The 21,181-nt window shown below is 57.6% G+C and carries 11 protein-coding genes; 6 read left to right on the forward strand and 5 right to left on the reverse strand.

Going from position 1 to position 21,181, the window contains the following annotated elements; genetic code table 11:
• The first annotated feature begins 48 nt into the window (after nt 1-48).
• The 3 genes from LCM31_RS15330 (at nt 49) to LCM31_RS15340 (ending at nt 3,466) form a co-directional block, all read left to right on the forward strand.
• The gene (locus LCM31_RS15330; RefSeq protein WP_224871539.1) at nt 49-435 is read left to right on the forward strand and encodes a VOC family protein; all 387 of its coding nucleotides are present in this window, start codon (nt 49-51) and stop codon (nt 433-435) included.
• 45 nt (nt 436-480) lie between these two features.
• Complete coding sequence (locus LCM31_RS15335; protein WP_224871541.1) at nt 481-1,413, forward strand: SDR family oxidoreductase; 933 nt, start codon at nt 481-483, stop codon at nt 1,411-1,413.
• Between the two features lie 106 nt (nt 1,414-1,519).
• Nucleotides 1,520-3,466 carry an SLC13 family permease gene (locus LCM31_RS15340; protein WP_224871543.1) on the forward strand — a complete coding sequence of 649 codons (1,947 nt, stop codon included), beginning with the start codon at nt 1,520-1,522 and terminating at the stop codon, nt 3,464-3,466.
• A gap of 21 nt (nt 3,467-3,487) precedes the next feature.
• Here the strand turns inward: LCM31_RS15340 and LCM31_RS15345 are convergent, their stop codons facing one another.
• Complete coding sequence (locus LCM31_RS15345; RefSeq protein WP_224871545.1) at nt 3,488-3,934, reverse strand: CBS domain-containing protein; 447 nt, start codon at nt 3,932-3,934, stop codon at nt 3,488-3,490.
• A gap of 742 nt (nt 3,935-4,676) precedes the next feature.
• Here LCM31_RS15345 and LCM31_RS15350 point away from each other — a divergent pair.
• A complete protein-coding gene (locus tag LCM31_RS15350; RefSeq protein WP_224871547.1) occupies nt 4,677-5,153 on the forward strand; it encodes a hypothetical protein in 477 nt (158 codons plus the stop codon).
• Between the two features lie 325 nt (nt 5,154-5,478).
• Nucleotides 5,479-7,449 carry a hypothetical protein gene (locus tag LCM31_RS15355; RefSeq protein WP_224871549.1) on the forward strand — a complete coding sequence of 657 codons (1,971 nt, stop codon included), beginning with the start codon at nt 5,479-5,481 and terminating at the stop codon, nt 7,447-7,449.
• Between the two features lie 24 nt (nt 7,450-7,473).
• On the opposite strand, the gene LCM31_RS15360 is transcribed toward LCM31_RS15355, so the two are convergent.
• The 3 genes from LCM31_RS15360 to selD all read right to left on the reverse strand — a co-directional run bounded on the left by LCM31_RS15360 (nt 7,474) and on the right by selD (nt 13,612).
• Nucleotides 7,474-9,585: a TonB-dependent receptor gene (locus LCM31_RS15360; protein ID WP_224871551.1), complete on the reverse strand. Its 2,112-nt coding sequence runs from the start codon at nt 9,583-9,585 to the stop codon at nt 7,474-7,476.
• A gap of 75 nt (nt 9,586-9,660) precedes the next feature.
• Nucleotides 9,661-10,995: an NAD(P)/FAD-dependent oxidoreductase gene (locus LCM31_RS15365; RefSeq protein WP_224871553.1), complete on the reverse strand. Its 1,335-nt coding sequence runs from the start codon at nt 10,993-10,995 to the stop codon at nt 9,661-9,663.
• Nucleotides 10,996-11,257: 262 nt separating this feature from the next.
• Nucleotides 11,258-13,612: a selenide, water dikinase SelD gene (gene selD, locus LCM31_RS15370; RefSeq protein WP_224871555.1), complete on the reverse strand. Its 2,355-nt coding sequence runs from the start codon at nt 13,610-13,612 to the stop codon at nt 11,258-11,260.
• A gap of 347 nt (nt 13,613-13,959) precedes the next feature.
• On the opposite strand from selD, the gene LCM31_RS15375 reads away from it, so the two are divergent.
• Nucleotides 13,960-19,584 carry a DUF748 domain-containing protein gene (locus LCM31_RS15375; protein ID WP_224871556.1) on the forward strand — a complete coding sequence of 1,875 codons (5,625 nt, stop codon included), beginning with the start codon at nt 13,960-13,962 and terminating at the stop codon, nt 19,582-19,584.
• 36 nt (nt 19,585-19,620) lie between these two features.
• On the opposite strand, the gene LCM31_RS15380 is transcribed toward LCM31_RS15375, so the two are convergent.
• Nucleotides 19,621-21,156, reverse strand: coding sequence for a cryptochrome/photolyase family protein (locus LCM31_RS15380; RefSeq protein ID WP_224871558.1), 1,536 nt, complete (start codon nt 21,154-21,156; stop codon nt 19,621-19,623).
• Nucleotides 21,157-21,181: the final 25 nt, after the last annotated feature.

A 21,181-nucleotide genomic window follows, 5' to 3' on the forward strand; every position in this document is an offset into this window, starting at 1 on the left:
CATGAGACATCTGGACGCTGGAAACAAATCACCCGAGGGAGGTCTTAGGTGAGTCAGTTTTCTGGGGTGCAAAGTGTTATCTACGGCGTTACCGATTTACCGGAAGCCAAGGCCTGGTATACCACCCTGCTCGAAAGCGAGCCGTATTTTGATACGGAATGTTATGTGGGTTTCAATGTGGGGGGCTTTGAATTAGGTCTCGACCCCAGCGCACGCAATGTGATCAGTCGTGCTGACGGCGTGGTGGCCTACTGGGGTGTGACGGACATTGCTGCTCAGGTTGAGCGCATGAGCGAACTCGGCGCCCGCCTGCATGGGGAAATTGTCGATGTCGGGGACGGCATCTTGATGGCCAGTTTCCTCGACCCGTTCGGCAATGTATTTGGCCTGATCCAGAATCCCTACTTCAAGCCGTCCCAGGAATCGTCCAGCTGAGACCGGCAACCAACTAAGACAGAGCGCACTATTGGAGCAGTACACGTGAGCAAGCTACCCGCCAACCGCTTCCGCCCTTCCGATCAGGGGTTCGCCGCCGAGAGCCTGGCGCAGATCGGTCGCGGTTACGTGGTACCGGACCGGGTAGCGCTGATTACCGGTTGCTCCAGCGGCATTGGCCGCGAGCTGGCGCTGGCCCTGCACGCCCGTGGCACCATCGTGATTGCCACTGCGCGCCGCGCCGAAAGCCTGCTGGAACTGGCGGACCTGGGAATCGCCACGGAATCTCTGGACGTCAACAGCCAGGCGGATATCAACCGCGTGGTGCACGCCATCAAGACCGCCTACGGTCGCCTGGATATCCTGGTCAACAATGCCGGTTACGGCCAGATGGGGCCACTGCTGGAGCTGGATACCCGCGCGCTGGAAGCCCAGTTCCGCACCAATGTATTCGCCCCCATGGCGCTGGCGCGGGCCTGCGCGCCGCTGCTCAAGTCGCAACGCAGCGGGGTGATTTGCAATATTGGCTCTGTCTCCGGTGTCTTGGCCACGCCATTCTCCGGTGCCTATTGTGCGTCCAAGTCTGCCCTGCACAGCCTGTCCGATGTCCTGCGCCTGGAACTGAAGCCGTTTGGCATCCGCGTGGTGACCGTGCAGCCCGGCGCTATCGCCTCCGAATTTGGCCGTCACGCCGAGACCTCCCTGCGCGGATTGCTGGCGCCGGACTCCTGGTACAAGCGCAGCGAAGACCATGTGCGCGCCCGCGCCGTTGAATCCCAGCAAAACGCCACCCTGGCCCGCGACCTGGCCAAGCGCCTGGCCGCGGAACTGTTGCGCAAGCGCCCGGCGTGGATACTGCGTATCGGCAATAAGAGCCGTCTGTTACCGTGGATGGCGCGCTGGTTACCCCGCTGGCTGCGGGATCGCATCCTGTCCAAACGCTTTGGCCTGAAGCGGCTGCAGCTCTCTAACCAGTAGTCCCTGAAACGTCTTTGCCGTCGTTTTCCTTGGTTTCTCTATAGACGTTGCGCTTTTCCACTATGTTTGTGGATAGCCCAATGATTTTCCTCGGGCCAAATCAGAAGTGGAATCTTCTTCCCCTATGGCCCTCGACCAGATCACCATTCTTGGCATCATCGTCGTCACCATCGGCCTGTTTATCTGGGGGCGGTGGCGTCACGATATGGTGGCGCTGGCATCGTTACTGGCCTGCGTGTTCACCGGGTTGATTGAGCCCGAAGATGCCTTCGCCGGGTTTGGTCACCCGGCGGTGGTCACCGTGGCCTGTGTGTTGATCCTGAGCCGCGGCCTGCAGAGTACCGGGGCGATGGATGCTCTGGCGCAAAAGGTGGTACCCAAACGCGGGGGAATCACCATGGCCATCGCCGCGCTGACCGCATTGGGTGCAGCGATGTCCGGCTTTATGAATAACGTCGGCGCCATGGCGCTGCTGATGCCGGTGGCCACGGATCTTGCGGTTCGCCACCAGTTGCCGCCGGGCAAGGTACTGATGCCGCTTTCCTTTGGCACCATTCTCGGTGGCATGACCACCCTTATTGGCACTCCCCCGAACCTGATTGTTTCCGGCTTTCGCGCCAATACCGGCGCCGGTGGCTATGGCATGTTCGACTTCACCCCGGTGGGGGTAGTGGTGGCGTTGGTCGGTATTGTGTTTGTTGCATTGATCGGCTGGCGGTTGGTACCTGCGCGCACCCAGGCGGGCGCCAGTACCTTCGATACCGGCACCTACCTCACCGAAGCGCTGGTCGGGGACAAGAGCGCTGCCATCGGTAAGTCCCTCGCCGAGCTGGTAAAAATGATTGGCGATGATGATGCGCAGGTGATTGGCCTGGTGCACAACAATGCGCGGGTTTCCACCGCCATGCCTGGCCTGCGGGTACGCGCCGGCGACCTGCTATTGATCGAAGCGGAGCCCGCGTCTCTGTCTTCTGTACTTTCCAGTCTGGGGCTCAGTTTGACGGCAGATCCGCAATCGGGTGTGGCGGCCAAAGCTGCCTCTTCCGTCGCACAAGAAACGTCCACGGGTGATGCAGTACAAACGGATACCGGCGAAGCTACAGACGCGCTGGAAGTAGAGCCGGAGGCGGAGCAGGGTAAGGAAAGTAAAAAGGAAGCAAAGAAAGACAGCGACGATAAGCGCTCCAGGGAGCAGGACGATCTGGTAATGCGCGAGCTGGTGGTGCTGCCGGACTCTTATTTGATTGGCCGCAGTGCCGAACATTTACGCCTGGCCGGGCGCTACGAGACCAACCTGCTGGCCCTGTCGCGCCAGGGGCGTCGCTCGGTAAAACGCCTGCGTTCCACACCACTGATGAGTGGCGATACGCTGCTGATGATGGGCAGTGAGGAAAACCTGGCACGCTTCGCCAACGAACAGCGTTGCGTGCCGCTGGCACAGCGCGACATCAGTATGCCCAACAAGGAAAAAGCCTACGTGGCGCTGGTGGCCATGGCGTTGGCGGTCGCGGGCGCCGCCTTTGGCCTGATGCCCGCCGCCATTTCTTTCGCCACCTGTGTGCTGGCCTTTATGGCGTTGAAAGTTGTGCCGCTGCGCAATGCATACGAAGCGGTAGACGGCTCGGTGGTGGTGTTGCTTGGCGCATTAATCGCCGTGGCGCAGGTGATGGATACCACCGGTGCCGCGGATGTGGTGGCGAAAACGATGCTGGAAAACTTGGCGCAGGAAAATCCGCTGTATGCGCTGGTGCTGATTCTGGTGGTCACCATGACCCTGTCGGACTTTATGAATAACGCCGCTACTGCCGCGGTGATGTGCGCCATTGCGCTCAGTGCGGCCGAGCAGTTGCATGTGAATCCAGACAGCTTTTTGATGGCGGTGGCGATAGGCGCGTCGTGTGCCTTTCTGACGCCGGTGGGGCACCAGAACAATACGCTGATTCTGAGCCCGGGTGGTTTTAAATTCGGCGATTACTGGCCAATGGGTTTGCCGCTGGAAATCCTGGTGTTGCTCGTTGCGGTGCCCACACTGTTGTGGGTATGGCCGCTGTAGGCGGCAGTATAAAAACGTATTTCAAGCGATGTCGTCACCGGGCTTTTGTGTCAGGTCCGTAAGGTACTCACTGCAAAAACGCAGGGCATCGGTCACCGTGACAATACCCGCGAGTTCCCCCTCTCTCATCACCAGCACCGAGCCGATGCCGGTATCCGCCATGGCCAGCAGAATCCTGTCTAATGGGTCGTGGATGTCGGCGATATACGGGCGGCGCGCGCACAGGTCGCGCACGTACAGCTGCTGCTCCTCCAGTCGGTGACCGGGCGACTGAACCCGGTCAATATCGCCGCGGGAGATAATGGTTTCCAGATCGCCATCGCGGGTTACCGGCAGGTGATGTACCTGATGTTCCTCCATCAACGATTCGGCGGCTTCGATGGGGGAGTCGATATCGATGTGATAGGGGAACGGCGTCATCAGTGCCGCGAGTGTGGGCATATGGTGGATATCCCGTATTTTACGCATGTGTTCGATCCCCTGATGGCGATAGTCCTGTTCTCTGCAAAAGAATAGAACAGTGGTTTGGCAGTCTGAAGACAATTGCGAGAGCGAAGCATTTAGCGACTTCTGGCTAATATCCCGCTAACCATATCGACGAATATAAAAAGGAAATCGAATTAAGCGGGCAATGGTTGGCTATTGAATATCAACACAGTATTATGCGCAGCCCTCGCTGAGGTACCGTTGGAGGTTTACGGTGCCGTTAACGAAGAGTCAGCGAGGGAATAATTTCCCAAGTATGCTTGAAATATCGGAAAACGGTATTACTTTTGTCTTGTTCGGGTTTGCGATTTAGTAATGCTATTTACCTGATTGGCTATTTTAATCCTGCAAAATAAATATTTAGACGCAAGTCGGTTAATATTTTGGGGTGCTAATGTTTTTCGGTTAATCGCCGCTATTTCGAGACAGTCTGGCTGTCAGTATTCGCTGGATCAAACCGCCGAAGATCCGTGACACCTGTGGCGCACCAACTGCAATTTGGTGTGCCTTGTGTATATGCAAAGACTGGATGTTTGCAAATACAGGGTAGGTCGCCGCGTCAATGGGAAATATACAACCGAAGGATATGGGGTTTGTCCCATTATTTCGTACTCTTCGTTTTTTGCTACTTCAAATCAAAGCGGCATGCCGCACACCAGTACAAAATAAAACACGCCATTTAGGCTAGGCGTTTACACGCAATATATATCGAGGCTCTATATATATGTTTCAAGATTACGATCAGATCGAACAACAAATCGCTGCACACCAGGCCAAAATCGAGGAGCTGCAGGAGCAGAAGGCGCAGGCCGAACGTAAGAAGCAGGGCGTTATCGCTTTTGACAAAACACTGGTCAACCTGGCTGCCGAATACAATATGGAAGAAGAAGAGTTCTTCCCGGCGCGTGGCGAAATGATCGTTGACTGGCTGGTTTCTCAACTCAACGATGATGATGCGCCAGATTACGTGCGCTCCCTGAAGGCACGCGTTGCCCGTTCCCTCAAGCGCGATGGTGAAGCGCCGCGCCGCGCGGGTCGCAAACCTGCGACGAACAAGCCGGCAGAGCCGAAGCTGGAAACCGGTCACTACCGCAACCCATACACCAACGCCACCATCGAGAAGAAAAAACGCAACCCGAAACAGTTGAACCAGTGGGTTGCCGAGCATGGACTGGAAAAGGTGCAGTCCTGGAAGATCTAATTTTCCCTTACGCACCCCAATAAAAAAGCCCCCGCCAGCTGCCGCTGCCGGGGGCTTTTTTTATCGCCTGCCTGACGTAAGTTCATTTCCGGCGGCGGCGGGGTCATCTGCAGGTAAAAGGATATCGGCCATTTTGCGTCAAAAGGTGTATTACCGCGTAACGGGAGCGGCCGCGACAGGGGATATCGGCAATACTTTTTCAGGTGCGAACGGAGTTTTTGAGTTGTAGTTCGACAAGGAGTACCCAGTGCCATTCAGGCTCGCTTTACCGGGTGTCGATTTTCGTCGCTGGCTTTTTCTCGCGGGAATCCCCTTAGTTCTTTGCATGTGCGTTGCCGGGTGTCGTTCCGACAACGACAGCAACAATGTCCCTCGCCCTGGCGAAGCACCTCGCGCCACCACGACCAGTGCCACCAAGACACCCACCACGACCAGTACAAGTGCCTCGAATAGCGGTGAGGAAAAAACCGGAATTTTTGTTGGTGATATCAAAGGCCTGTTTTATGAAACGCCGAGTTTTTCCGGCCTCACCGATGACAAGGGCCGATTCCGTTACCGGCAGGGGGAGCGCATTCGTTTTTCCCTGGGGGGCGTCGATCTCGGCGCTGCACTTGCCCGCCCCAGAATGAGTCCGTTTAATCTGGCCGGCACATTACCTTTTAGCGAGGAGTGGGAGTTCCGTGCGGCGCTGGAGGATCACCAGCGTGTGGATGCACTGGACCTGGCCTCCAATATGATGCTGTTCTTTTTGATCCTCGACCGCGACCAGGACCCGAGTAATGGCATTGACCTGACCGATTGGAATGCAGACTTGCGCGGCTACAGTGTCAATTTTGATTTCGACCTATACGCCTTCCCTTTCCGCCGCGGCCTGGATTCATTGCCGGCGATCAAAAGTCAGTTTGAAATCCGTTATCAGCTGCCGCTGGATGCGCCGCTGTTATATCTCTACGACGCCCTGGGTATCTTGATCCCGACGCTGGTGCCATTCGATGAAACCCGCGACTTTAACGATGACGATATCATCGAGCAGCGCATCCTGTGGCGCTATAACGACTTGGGGCTGCCGCGGGATATTCGCTATTCGCTATTTCCCGATGAGCTGGATCGCTGGCGCGAACGTCTGGAATACACCTATGACGATTGGGGGCGGGCGATATTTGTATTGCGTGAAACCGATCTCGAAGAGAACGGGATTGTGAATTTCTTTTACACCTCCGAGCGTTTCTTCAACGACGAAGGCTTTTTGATTGAAATCATCGAGCAGGATGGGCGTGTGCTGCCGGAGGAGCAGCGCCGCTTCGTGTTTGCCTACGACGAGGGCAGCAATCTCGACCTGTATGTGTTTGAGCAGGACTTCACGCTCAGTGGGGTGGTCGATGCGATTTTTGCGATAGAGAGCCTGTACAACGATGACGGCTTGCTGCGCCTGCGGCTTGAGGAGTCGGACCGGAATGCCGACGGTCTGGTGCAGCGTCGCCTGCGCTATGAATACTTTTATAACGATCTCGGACAGCCCTTCGAGGTGTTGGAAACCGAAGACGACGGTGTGGAATTTCGCGCGGACGGTGTGATCGATCGGCGACGACAGGTGCTCTATGTGTACGGCGCGGGGGCCCGCCTGCTGCGGGAGACGGTGCGTTTCGACGATAACGACGACGGCCAGGTGGACCGCATCAACACCTATGAATTTCTATATGAGAGCAGTGGGCGGCTGCGCGAGGAAAGCTGGGCCTTCGATCTGGATGCCGACGGTGTGGTGGAATCCCGCCGTACCTTCACCTATCGCTATTCCACCGATGACCTGTTGCTGCGCGTGGAAATGAACCTGGACAATGATGACAACGGCTTCCCCGAGGCGACCACGGTCACTAACTATCGGTACAACACCCGCGGCCAGCTGCGTGAAACCGAAATTGCGACCTTCAATGGCAATGATGAGCAGCAGAGCCTGCTGACCACCACCCGTATCTACGGCGCACGTGGGCAGCTGGTGGACTGGTATCGCGAGGGCGAGGGCTTTACCGGAGTGACCAATACGCCGACGCGGCTGCGTTTTCGTTATCGGGAAATCGACGACGGCCTGCGCTATTTAATCGATCACTACCGCTACCGGCAGCCACAATTTACCGAGGTGGGCAACCCGGCCATCAACGTACCCTGTATTGACTACCGCTTTGCCGAGGGCGAGGTGCGTTGCGGGCTCAGCTGGCCCATGCAGTGGAAACTGTTCTGGGAAGAAACCTGGAAGGCGCCGGGTATCAACCGCGGCGGGCCTGTGGTGATCAGGCCCTGAAGCTCACCGCGATTATTGATTCTGTTAGAAGCGGAACTTTACGTCCGCGTAGACACTGCGTGGCTCGCCGATAAAGTAGCGGTCACCACCGCCCAGGCTGGAGTAGTCGGCGCGCTCCGCATAATCCACATCCGCCAGATTCTCGATACGCAAACCAACCGATGTGCTGTCGCTCAACGCCTTCCGCGCGCGCAGGTGCAGCAGCTGGTGACCGTCGTAGCGATGGGCGTTTCCAATATCGGTAAAGTAGCCGCCGGTGTATTGCCACTGCAGCGCGATCTCGGTGGTGTCGGCCGGCTGCCATGCCAGGTTGAGGTTGTGCATAGAGCGCGGCGCGGTATCGATGTCGTTGCCGTCGCTGGCGATGGGGCCCGACCCCGGCGCGCTCAGGTCACTGGTGTACTGGTGACGGGCAAAGGTGCCGCTGGCCGCCAGCTGCCAGGTTTCGCTGAAGCGCCAATCCAGTGCGTATTCCAGGCCATAGTGGCGGCTCTCGCCATCGCTCAGGTTGAGGCGGTCAGATGACTGGAACACCACGTCCGACTTTTCCATATAAAACCCGGTAAGGCTGTAGCGCAGCGTTTCTCCGGCGTGGCGGATACCGGCTTCCAGACTGTCGATGGATTCGGAATCCAGCTCGGCGCGGGTCTGGCCGTTCTGTAAACGGTACAACTCCGTGGCCTGTGGCGCGCGGAAGCCGCTTGCCAGGCGCAATACACCGCTTAGCTGGTCGCTCAGCTGCCGGGTCAGGCTGGCGTTTAGTGACAGGTTGGCGAAGTCATCCGCGCGATCGTCCGGACGGGAATAGCGGCAGCCAATGGCGCCGGTAAATCCGCTGATACAGATATCGCCATTGTCCTGGGTGTCCCCAGCAATCATGTGATTGTCGTAGTTGTAGCGCAGGTATTCGCCGCGCGCGCCGATGCTACCGGTGGTGCGCTCGTCCAGTTGCCAGTCGGCCTGGGAAAAAATGGCCGCGACCGCTGCGGACACCGAGTAGTCATAGTGTTTGCCGGCGGGAAATACCGAGAAGCCGCCCTCCTGGGTCTGCTTGAGCCAGCCCGCGGTGTATTCGAGATCCACGCCACTGGTCAGTGCCAGTGCCGGATCAATCTGCTGGCGCAGCGCAGTTTGCACCCCGAGACCTTTCTGGCCGTTTTCCTCCAGCGGTGTACCCGGCAGGAAGTGCATCAGGAATGCCATGTCGGTGTAGCGTGCGTAAGGCGTGATCTGCAGCTCATCGCCATTACCCAGGGTGCGCTGCATTTTTACCTGTGCCCGTGCCGCTTGGCTGTCGCGGAAGGCTTCCGGGTTGGGGTTTTCCCGTTTGCGCGCGTCGTCTTTGTAGGCATCTTTGCCCACCACGTAGCCGGCGGTTTCCTGATTGAGATTGCTCAGGTTGAGCAGTGCCGAGATGGACCAGTCCTGCCACTGTCGGTCATTGCGCAGCTGCAGTTTTTGCTGATCAAAGCCGGAGTCATCCTTGTAGCCGTCATCGCGGGCACCGGTAAAGTCGATACGCGTACCACCCTGGTCATCGCCCCGGTTGTGTGTCAGCTTCAGGCGCTGGTAGTCGTTGGCGCCGCCTTCGATACCAATTGAGGACTCGCTACCCTGCGCCGGGGCCGCGCTCAGCACGTTGATCACCCCGTGTTGCGCGTCGGAGCCGTACAGCACCGTGCCCGGACCGCGCAATACCTCGATACGGCCGGCCTGTTCAAAGTGGGTATCAAACAGCTGGTTGACGTTGCAGAAGCCGGTACCGCGTACTGGAATACCATCCTGGGTTATCGCAAAAGCGCCACAGCTACCGGCACCGGTGAGTACCGGGGAGCGCAGGCCGATCAGGCTTTCCTGGCCATTGCCGCGATTGATATTCACGCCCGGTACCGAGGACAGGGCCTGGCTGGGATGCACCGCGCCGATTGCGCTGAGTGGTTCCCCGTTTACGATACTGACGGAAGCCGGTTGTGAAAGCAGTGGCTGCGGAGTCCGCGCAGCGGTCACGGAAACCTGCTCAAGCCCGGTGGCTTGCTCTTCGGCAGTGGAATGGGCGGAGTCCGTTGCTACTGTGAGAGACAGAGCGAGCAGTGTTGAGCTGGTGAAGGTTGATGCAGTCAGTCGAGAAGTGGTCATTGCTGCGCGTGCCGCCGGTACCTGATGAGATTTCTGCCATGGTACCGGCAGCGACGAGATCAGCAAAGAGGCGGTCTAGTGCATCTTGAGCCGTGGGCTTACGAATCGGTTAGCTTGGCCGATAATGTACAAAAGCATGGCCTTGGGCCAGCCGTGTATGGCCGCCAGATGCATGCGATACAGGGAGCGGTAGGCAACACCTGCCAGTCGGCCTTCAATGGTGAGGCTGCCCTTCACCAGTCCTCCCATCAGGTTGCCGACGGCATCGAACTTGGAGAGGGACACCAGTGAGCCGCGATCTTTATACACAAACGGTTGCAGTGTTGCTTGCTCGCTGCCGGTATCGCTACTGGCCTCGGCTTCCACCAGACGGATCAGGTTTTCACTGAGCGTCTTCGACATCTGTTGTGCGGACTGTGCGCGCGGCGGCACCTTCACCCCGTGGCCGTCGATACAGCCGGCGCAATCACCCAAGGCAAAGATCGCCGGGTCGGTGACACTGCGCAGGGTGGCTTCAACTTCGATCTGGTTTTGTCGATTGAGCTTCAGCTCGTCCAGTTGTTGCAGGAAATCCGGAGCCTTTACACCGGCGGCCCAGACGCGCATGACTGCAGGAATTTCGTCCTCGTCTTTTGTTACAAAGCCAGAGCTTGTTGCCTCCGCGACCTGGGTATTGGTGAGCACCCGCACCCCGATCTTGGTGAGCTCCTTTTCCGAACTGTTACCCAGGCGCGGCGGTAGCGCCGGCAGCAGGTGGGGGCCGGCCTCGATCAAGGTTACCTTGAGGTCGCCATTTTTGATGCGGCTGTAGTGACCCATTTCCTGTACCGAATCCACCAGCTCTGCCGCCAGCTCCACACCGGTGGCGCCGCCACCGACAATGGCGATATGCACGGACTTAACCACCTGGCTATCGAGCAACAGGAATTGATCGAGCAGGCGGCTGTGAAATTTCTGCGCCTGCTCGGCACTGTCGAGAAACTGGCAGTGCTTGCGCACACCGGGTGTATGAAAATCGTTGCTTTGGCTGCCGAGGGCAATTATCAGGTAGTCGTAATCGAGTTTGCGTGCCGGTACCAGTGGTGCGCCATCGGCGTTGTGCACTTCCGCCAGTTCCACGGTTTTGTTTTTGCGGTCGAGGGATTTCAGGCTGCCCAGTTCAAACTGGTAGCCGTGGGCGCGACCGTGGACCTGATAATTGAGGGCGTCGAGGCTTGAGTCCAGTGCGCCAGTAGCGACCTGGTGCAACAGTGGCTTCCAGATATGGGTGCGGTTTTTATCCACCAGCGTTATTTGTGCCGCAGGCGATTTGTTACGCCGGCCAAAGCGCCTGAAAGAGAAGTGGCGTCCAAGACTGGTGGCGAGCTGTAGTCCCCCGGCGCCGCCGCCAATAATGACGATTTTTTTCATAACAGAGTTTCCTGTAGAGCTTATTAATTCTGGCTCTTCGAAGCGCTCTGTGTGACCCGTTTTATAATATTTTTAATGCACCGGGGCGCCCCGGCATAAAGGCAGATAGAGAAATCGCGTGGTAGCTATCTCACCTGAGAAGACGCCAGTATCCCCGCAAGATATACGTTTGGCAATCAATTAATGGTTACAGAAGAAATGGTCTCGCGAGAAAGGGAATTGCAGGCGCGATGCCGGTGCAGGTGCTTTCACAGCAGAAAATCTATAGCACTACCGCGGCACGGTTGGCCGTACGCTTCTTCCAGTCACTGCCATTTGCCAGATAAATGGGCTGCGCGCTGGTTTGCGCGTGCGCATCATTTTCTGTGGTCAAGGTGTCCACAACACCGATTACCGCAGCGTGCCGCCAGCCGGCTGCGTGCAGTGCAGAAATACATTGCTCCGCATGTTCGGCTGGTACCGCTCCTAATAGGCCACCACAGATTTGCGGGTCCACCAGCATGGGCAGATGGGGTTTTTCTTGCCAGAACCCGGGGTTTTTCACGGCCTTGTAACTGCGCGCATTGTGTTGATGCAGGTCGGACAGCACCGCGTGCTCGGCGCAGTAAGTGGCACCGGTCAGAAATGGCAGCGCATCGGTAAGCACACTGACGCCGAGAGTGGATACCTCTGCGGGTTTTACTATCCCATCTAGAGGTTGGGGGTGCCAGTGCAACATCTCCAGTATTTGTCCGAGCAGGCCGGTGCGATGGACGCTTGCCATGGTGCGCACGCCGTTGCGCACAAAAATATTGGCTGCGGTCAGGTTGCTTTGCAGCATGGTATCCAGCGCCTGCTGCAACCAGCGCGCGTGCGCCTTGCCCTGCGCCTGTGCGGCAAATAGCGCACCGTTACCCAGCGGCTTGGTAAGAATCAGGCAGTCGCCTGCGCGCACGCTGTTCCGTGCTGCAAGAGAAGCACGATCGCCGCTGCCGTTCAGCGTCAGCCCCATTTGCGCCGCAGGCCCTTCCAAAAGCTGCCCGCCGGTAAGTGCGCAGTCATACTGGTTGAGTTCCCGCGCCGCTCCGTCGAGTATCAATTGCAAATCACGGCTCGCGAGTGCAGGCGACGCGTTGGGTAGCTGGGTTGGCAGTGTGACCAGTGCCTGCGCAGAAAAAGGTTCTGCCTGCACCGCAAACAGGTGCGACAGGCTGTGCTGTGCTGCCAGACGACCGAATAACCATGGATCTTGCACGGGTGCACAAAGCTGCTCGGTGTGTTGCACCAGCAGCTTATCGCTGGGTAATTCGAGCGCGCTGGTGGCGGCGGTTAGTGCAATGCTGCGCGCGCGTTCAATAGCCGTTTCTTCACTTGCCTTTTTTGGGGTGGGCTGTGCAAGTCGTGCCAGTGCCTGATCAAACAGATCGACACCCAATGTGCCGTTTCCAAGCGCATTCTCTCTCACGAGATTTTGCGCGCAGGCGTCGCCGCTGCGGACAAACCGCGAAAGTGGTAAATGGTTGATCTGATCCACGAAACGGCGATCGGCACTGTCTTTTGCATGCCAAAACAGAGCGCTCACCGCCGCAAGACCGCTGAATGTGGCAATTGCATGTTGGCCGCCACAGCTCAAACGTTGCAGCCGACTGGGTCGTGGTCGGTAGGCTTTCAGCGGGGTATCTTGCAGTGCCGCACGCACATTGTGAAACAGCGTCGGCCCCTGTTGTTGTGCTGCCTGAGAGGACTTGGGTTGCGGTGCACTGGTGGCGGCCACGTCACCCGCGGCAAAAATATGTGGATGACTGATCGAGCGCAGATAATCGTCCACCTGCACGAACCCATGTTGATCGATGGCCAGGCCAGACTGTGCCAGCCATGGTGGTGCAGAAGACTCAGTGCACAGCATGGCCTTGTCGAGCGCAATAAAGCGCCCTTCGTCACTATAGATTCCCCGTGAGGTTATTTCGGTCACTCGCCAATTGGAATGCGCATGGATTTTTAAGCGGGACATTTCCCGCGCGGCCAACCGCCGCGCCAGCAGCGGAAAGTCGGCGGGGATTTTTCTGCCGGATTGCACCAGGTGCAACTCCACGCGACCGCTGTATAGCGGCTCTTCCAGTGCGCAGGCGATCGCCATCGCCAATTCGCAGCCACCGGCACCGCCACCAATAATCCCGAGTTTCAGAGGTTGGTGCTTGCGCTGTATCTGTTGCTTGAGTTGCTCCCAGTAGCGATAGAACTGGCCGATCGGCTTTACCGGTACCGCAAGTTCCGAACCGGGAATGTCGTGGCATGGCGATGCACCTACGGCCAGTGACAGAAAATCGAAGGCCAGGTCAGGACGGCCCAGCAGCGACACGCGGTTTTCCAGTGGATCGATATTGTGCGCGCAGGCGTGAATAAAACGCGCACCGGCGGCGCGGCATAGCCTCGGCAGATCAATATGGATGTCGCTGTGGCTGTAATGTCCGGCAATCAAGCCGGGCACCATGGGTGAGTAGGGGCTTTGCACCTGTGGTGAGACGAGTGTCAGGCGTACGCCGGGGAGTGGTCGCTTGGCCCACTGTTGCAAAAGTACCAGGTGGCTATGGCCGCCGCCGATCAGTACCAGATCCTGACAGTGAGTTTGCTTTTGCATATTTCCGGCGCGTCCCTGTTGCTTCTTGCCTACCCGATCGCACATTGGCTTGTGTGCGCTGCAACCATTTGTGCCAATTTGATTGAAATATAAACAGTGTAATGGGCGTGGGTGGAATAGCACGTTTTGTGGACTTTGCCGCGACGCTTTTGCCGCCGGAATTTTCGCGACACAGGTGTTTTGCCCATTGCAGGGAAAATAACGCGGCAAGAAATGCTTTTTCGGTTGCCTGACACGACATGTGCACGTGGCTCTCTGGTCTTTAATGTATAGAGCCCGCAACTCCTCACCAGAATTCGCCAATAAATGGTGGGCATTGTGCTGAATCCTTTATGCGCTGAGATTTGATGTCCAAACCAACGTCCAATTCACCACCCGTATCGCCGACTCGGCAGCCTGCAGGCAGAGGTATACACCGACTGCTGTGGACGCTGGTGATTCTGCTCGTGGTTGTGGCGGTGTTGAATCTTTTTGTCTCGATCCTTGTGCCCGGTATGGTGCAGCGCTGGCTGCAGGCGCGGGGACTCGAAGCGCGTATTGAGTATGTGAATGTGTCGCTGCCGCGTCTTCACGCGCACTTGCGCAACGTAGAAATGCGCAACGAATCTGAGCGCGGCTTTCGTGTCCGCGAAATGTCCCTCGGTCTCAGTTGGTGGGCCCTGCTGCGCGGCAAAATCCGCGTACGGCAGATGGACTTGCACGGCGGCTACATGGATTTGGAATCCCACCCGGGGAAAATACATGGGCGCGTGTGGGAGATAGGTGGCTGGAGGCTGGAAGAGGGCCCCAAGCGCGCGAAAAGCTGGCGCCTGGAATGGGCCAACGCCACGGTGCACGACAGCGTGGTCTGCTACCTCCATCGTCCCCAGTGGACCAGCCCAACCTGCTTCCGCATTGGAAAAATGTCGGTTAAGGAATTCTTTGTCAACGCATTTCGCGAGGCCCAAGAGCCGCTAAATTTCGACATTGGCACCGATGAGATGGTGCTGGACAATGTGCTCGCGTGGGATGAGCGGCCCGGCACGGTTTCGCAATACAGCCTCGGCTACCAGCCCCCCGCGGAGGATGCTGCACGCCGACCGTCTGCAGAAGATGATCCAATTGTTGCGCTGGTACATTTGCAGACGCGTGACGTCCTGTTTGACCGGCCCGGTAACCACTTCACCATGGCCGATACCCAGGCGCGCAAGTTTGCGGGCTGTTCACCTGCACGCTGGGCGGAGGCGGTACCCGCACTGAATCGTATCAGTGGGCATTGCGCCAGTGCGCGTCGACTGGATCTCGAGGAGCGCGGGCAGTTTTCATTCGGCAAACAGGGTGAAATATCTTGGCACCAACTGAGTGGGGAAGAGGTGCGACTGCGCTATCAAAATCGGCAGCTGCCCAATTGGCGTGCTGAAAGTATCGCCATCAACAATTTCGATTACGTGCGACCAGACAAGACACTGGCATGGCAGAGTGGTATCGCACAGCGCTTCTCCTGGTGCCCGAGTGCCTGGCGCAACGACACTCAGCATTATTGCGTCACGGCGGGCACTCTGAACCTGCCACAGGCTACGCGTTTCGCCTGGAGTGACGGCTTTGGCATGGATATCAATGACGGGGTGCTGTCCGCAGGCGAGATCGAAGATCTGGTGGGCAAGGCTCCCCATCCGGAGCCACTGAAAATTAACGAGCTGCATATTGGCGCATTGCAGTATCGCAACAAAACCCGTCGCCTCGGCCTGAATGATACGTCACTGGATTTGGCAAACGGATGCTTGCCTGGGGCGCTTTGGGATACCCCCGACCAGTGTGTGAACCTGTCTCAGCTCAGTATTCAAGAAGTGTTTTCCATGCAGTTTCCACGCAAGGTCGCCCGCAATGGTTGGCCGGTGCAGGCATGGGCGCTTGAGAGTGGGCCGTTTTCTCTTGCGCATGTTCAGTTTGAACAACGGTTGCAGCAAGTTTCCACGGGCAGTGCGCGCCCTCGCCTGGGGGATGGTGCAGAGTTAATGCAACTCGACTGGGCGCGGTTACAGATCACGCCAGACAAAAAAGAAGTGCTTGCCGACGACTTTTCACTGCAGTCCCTGTCCGGATGCGCGCCCGCTAGCTTGCTACCGGATCGGATTTCGCCACTGTGCGCCCGGTTAGTGGCGCTGAATGGCGCCGGAAATTTTATATTTCGTGCGGACTCCACTACCGACGATGCTGGTAAACAGGGGGAAGGTGCCCAGAATGACGGAGGGCAGCGTCACGGCGGCGCAGACGATATGCCCGCTTCCCCTTATGTCATCCTCGGGGAGTTTTCCCTCGACGAGTTGGTGCTGGACGATCATCTGGCGGCAACAACTGAGCAACAAACCGGCCTGGTTCTCACCCAGTTACGCGCTGGGCCAGGCTTGTTCAAGCGGGGTAACGACCTGCTCGAGCCGGGCGAATACTTCGCCCTCGGTGAGGAATTCTGGTGGGGAAGCGACGACACCGCCTATACCGCGACGGAGCTGATTAGCAGTGACGACGGCAGCGAAAAAGGCGTATTGCAGAACGAAGCGGCGCAAAGTGCGGACTCAGCCGCGCAGGCTAGTGGCGAAACCGCCGCCATCGGCAAGCACCTGCGCACCAGTAGCACGCAACTGGAGCTGGACGCGATAGCCCTGGAGAGTCTGCAAGGCTGCCTGCCCAGGTCCTGGCAGCTACTGGTCGCCGCGGAAAATGCCAGGGACGATACCAGAGAGGATGTGAAAGGGGGCGTACCCGACGGGCAGGGTATTCCCAGCTGCTTTGATATTCGCAATTTGCAACAGCTGCAGCCGTTGAATCTAGCGTTTGAGCGTCGCGCCCGCATGCCGCAGGGTGATCAGCCAGCGGATAGTGCCTTTCGCTTCAAACTGGATGCTGCAGCGCTGAATCTGGATCACGCGATCGTCAGCAGTGCCAGTGGTGAATCGCTTTTGTCACTGGCCAGCCTGGCGCTCCCGGAAGCGGAAATTCGGCTCCAGTCTCAGCCCGCGATGGCACATGTCACTCTGCCAGGGGCGTCCCTCGCCGGCGCGGCCTTTTGCCTGTCGTCGGAACGTTGTGCCGAGTTACAGGCGCTGGGTACCGGTGACACCTTTACGTTGAAATATTGGGGTGACCGCTTTTTTGCGGACCTGAACCAGCTCGCGCTGGCGCGCTTTTCTCTCACGGGCCAAAGCAGCGACTTCACCGCGGATATTCGCGACCTGTCCAGCCTTTCCATGCGTGTGGACTTGCCCCCTGTCGCTTTTGCACGGGCGGACTGGAACTTCGATGCATTGCAGGCATCGAGCATCAACATTTGCTGGCCCGACACGGCCGATTCCGAGCGGGGATTACCCCAGTGTTTGCGCAGTCGCGATCTATCCTCCCGTGGCGACGGCATCACCATTGGGCAGTTGGCGTTGTACGGCAACCCGTCTGATCCACCGCAGTTGGACCTGGCGCAACTGACCATAGCGAATGTGGGTTTTGTACAGATGGGCGGGCGACGGTCGCTGGCGCTCAACCTGACAGATTTACGCCTTAACGCACTGCGCGGTTGCGGGCCGAAAGACTGGTTGGCTGCATCGCCGTTGCGCAGTGACAATACCGCATTCTGGGCGGGTTGCCTCGATTGGGGCGTGATCGCACTGACCGGCGATAACTTGATCTCCCTTGCTGGCGGGGCTGACGCAAGCGGTGGTAACGAGCGTTTGCGACTGGGGCCGCTACAGGCGAATCAATTGCGTTTGTTACCGGCGCTGAATCAGAAACCGTCGCTGGAGCTGGCGTATCTGCAATGGCGCGGATTGGCGTGGCCCGGTGGCGGTCGGCTGCGGGTTGCCGATCTCGACGCACAGGGAGGGGCCGGTTGCCTGCCATCGGGCGGGAGTAAAGGCAGTCGTTCGAAAACCTGTATGCGAGTCGGGCGACTACAGGTCCCCGGCGAGCAGACTCTGGTGATGGGCGAAGCGGATGTTGCATTCCGCAGTAGCGGGCATATCACCGTCAGTGATTTCGCGTTGAACCAGGGAGAGAATCGACGGGTTGGTTTTGACTATCTGGATGTCGACGAACTGGTTGTAGCGGCGGGTACTCTGGCGGTCGCTGAGGGAGAAATCACCGGTTTAAGCGGCTGCTTACCGGAAATGCGTTTTGCAGAAAAATCCCTGGCGCCCTGCTTTGACGTGGGAACCATTGCGCTGCACAGCGGGCATCGCATGCAATTGAGTGACTTTCGCAATGCCCAGTCCATGCGCAATCTTCGCCATGTATCCGTAGACGGATTACGTGTGACTCAATCGGACTTTCCCGGGGGGCTACCCGCACCGCTGTTAATGGTGGAGTCACTGCAAGCGGACCTGCTGGGGTTTGGCGACGGGCAGCTAGTGAGTGAAAACCTGCACCTTGGGCAGGTAAACGGCTGTCTGCCCGAAGGCTATGTGCCTGGTGTGCGCTATTGTCTGGAGTTACGGGACTTCAATGCTTCAGGGCGCTTCGACTTTGCCCACCGCGAGCTGGTTCTGGATATGGCGCAGTTCCATCGCCTGGGTATCAATGACACCAGCGGTGATCGATTGCTGGAGCTGGAGTTTGCTGAAGCCCGGCAGGTGACCTATGCCAAAGAGCGCACGGGTGTCCTGTCCCTGGAAGTTGCCAACAGCAAGTTGTTCCAGCGGAACCCCAGAGCCCCGGAGTTTGTGAACTACCAGTGGAACACACAAATTCAGCACCTGAGCCTCGCCCGTTTCGAATATCTGCCAGCAGAAAAGCACCTGGCAATCGATAGCATCAATTTGCTCAGACCACGCAGTATATTGGCACGCGGTATCGAAGGGGACCTCGGTGCCTGGGAGCGGTTTCGTGACCGCACGCCCGAGGCCGATCGCTACAAGTATCGGCGCGGCGATCTTGCCCGTGAGGCCAACCGCTTTCGTTATCGGATCCGCGAGGTCTATATCGACCAGGGCGCGTTCCTGTGGCTCGATGAAAGCGAACACTATCACGCAAAATTACCCATCAGGCATATCAACGTGTTGTTGCGTGGCGCGAGTAATTACTATGAAGATGCGGCGGCAACCCTGATCTTGCGGGCCAGCCCCGGCGGCTTTAGTGAAATGCATGTGGCGGGTCATATTAACCTGCGTGACAACAATCACTGGGACGGTGGCCTGCTGGGGTATGTCGAGGGTGCCAAACTGATTCCGGCCACACCGTATATGGCCCGCCTGCTTGGCTACAAAATTCAGCAGGGGCAGCTGGATGCCCTACTCACGCTCTCCGTATTGAATAACAAGCTCGATGCACTGGCGAAAATGGGGCTGGAAAAAATCAAAGTGCGCCGAGTAGAGGATACGGACCATCTCGAGGTGAAAAGAAGCCTTATACCTCTCAGTTTTGCCCTGGCTTTGCTAAAAGACGGCAATGGCGACGTGCGTATCAAAATGCCAGTGACCGGTGACCTGAACGATCCAGACTTTAACTTCCAGTTTGTCTTCAGCGAGCTGTTGCAACGGGCGATTCTCGAGTCGCTGTTCGCCTACTTTACCCCGATCGGCTTTTACAGTCTCGCCAAACTGGCCTGGGACCGCTTCCGCGCGGAGCGCTTCGATGACCTGCTGTTTGCGCCGGGAAGCGACCAACTGAGCAGCGAGGCGATGTCAGAGCTAAACAGTATGGTGAGTACTTTGAAGGACAACCCGAAAGCGCGGCCCGGAATCTGTGGCGTGGCCACCACACAGGACTTGCGCGTGATGTTTCCCCATGAAGCACAGGCGCTGGCGGTATCTGGCGAAACCGTCCGTGAGTTCTACCGCGATCCGCCGCGCGGTATGCGTGAAGAACTTCTGGAACTTTCCAAACGCCGCAGTCGCAACGTACAGTTATTTTTGATTGAGGCCGGGCTCAGTCAGAGAGATTTTATCCAGTGTGCACCAGACTATATCGGTACTGATAGCAGCGCACCGCGGGTGGAACTCCCGAACTAGCGGATTGCTGTCCGTTTTAGTAATCGACAAAAAGACTTAGAATGCATCCGGTTTTTGTATGATCTTCTTGGCACGTGTACACAGGGCTTTGCGATCGGCATCAGACATCTTGTCCAGTTGATGCAGCATCATTGACATGCGCGGATTGTGGGCCAGTAGCTCGCGCTTCTCTGCGATAAAGTGCCAGTACAGGCTGTTAAACGGACAGGCATCGTCGCTGGTGCGCTCTTTTACATTGTACCGGCACGACTCGCAGTAATTACTCATCTTGTGAATATAACTGCCGCTGCTTACATAGGGCTTGGTGGCCACCAGACCGCCATCGGCAAACTGGCTCATGCCCCGGGTGTTGGGCATCTCCACCCACTCGATGGCATCGATATAAATACCCAGGTACCAGGCCTCTATCTGGTCCGGGTGCACCTGTGCCAGCAGCGCGAAGTTGCCGGTAATCATCAGCCGCTGAATATGGTGGGCATAGGCATTGTCCAGGCTGTTGCGGATGGCGTGGTGCAGGCAGTTCATTTGCGTGTCACCGCTCCAGTAAAACTCGGGTAGCGGCCTGTGGTTGTGCAGGCGATTGCAGCGGCGATAGTCGGGCATCGCTTTCCAGTAGATGCCCCGCATATATTCTCGCCAGCCGAGAATCTGTCGAACGAATCCCTCGATCTGGCTTATGTCGATTTCAGCTTGGTGTGCACGCCAGTGCGCGATGGCTTTATCGATCACTTCCTGTGGGTGCAGCAGCTTACTATTCAGCGCGAAACTGAGGCGGCTGTGGAATAGGTATACCTCGCGATCGTGCATGGCATCCTGATAATCACCAAAGTGGGGTAGTAGCGCACTACAAAAATGCCGCAGCACCGCCAGTGCATCTTCCCTCGAAGTGGGCCAGCTGAATTGCTGCGGGTCGATAGCGCCGATGGTTTCAACACCGCAATGTGCCAGGCGCGCGACAGTTGCGGTAACGTTTTTGCGGAAGCCGCGTTCGTGAGGGATTTCTGGCTGGCCGGTCCATTTCTTGCGGTTGCTCTGGTCGAAATTCCACTTTCCGCCCTCAGGCTCCCCCTCGCTGGTGAGCAAGATGTTGTACTGCTTGCGCATGTGACGGTAGAAACTCTCCATCAACAGAGATTTCTTGCCTGCAAAGAACTCGCTGAGGGTATTGCGCTCGGTGAGAAAATGCTCGCTATCAAATACTTCGGTGGCAATACTCAGGTCATCGGCGAGCTGTTTGAGTTGTTGGTCCAGCCGGTATTCGTCAGGCAGCTGGTACTGAAAGCAGGCAAAGTGATGCTTGGCGATGAGCCCGGCGATATTGGCACCGAGGTTCTGTGTATTTTCGGGGTGATCCAGGGGATAGTGGATAACATTTTTACCGCGGGCTTTAAGCCACGCGGCAAACTCGGCCATGGCCTCAAAGAATGCCACTACCTTCTGGATATGGTGCCTGGCGTAATCCGTTTCCTGGCGCATTTCCGCAATGAAGTACCAGGTGTCGGCATCATCATCGCGGTACCAGGAGTGGTTGTGATTGAGCTGATCGCCAAGGATCAGTCGGAGTCTTTTCACCCGTGCACCTGTGAGCAGTATCTGA

Source organism: Microbulbifer agarilyticus (assembly GCF_020171345.1).
Lineage (GTDB): Bacteria > Pseudomonadota > Gammaproteobacteria > Pseudomonadales > Cellvibrionaceae > Microbulbifer > Microbulbifer agarilyticus_D.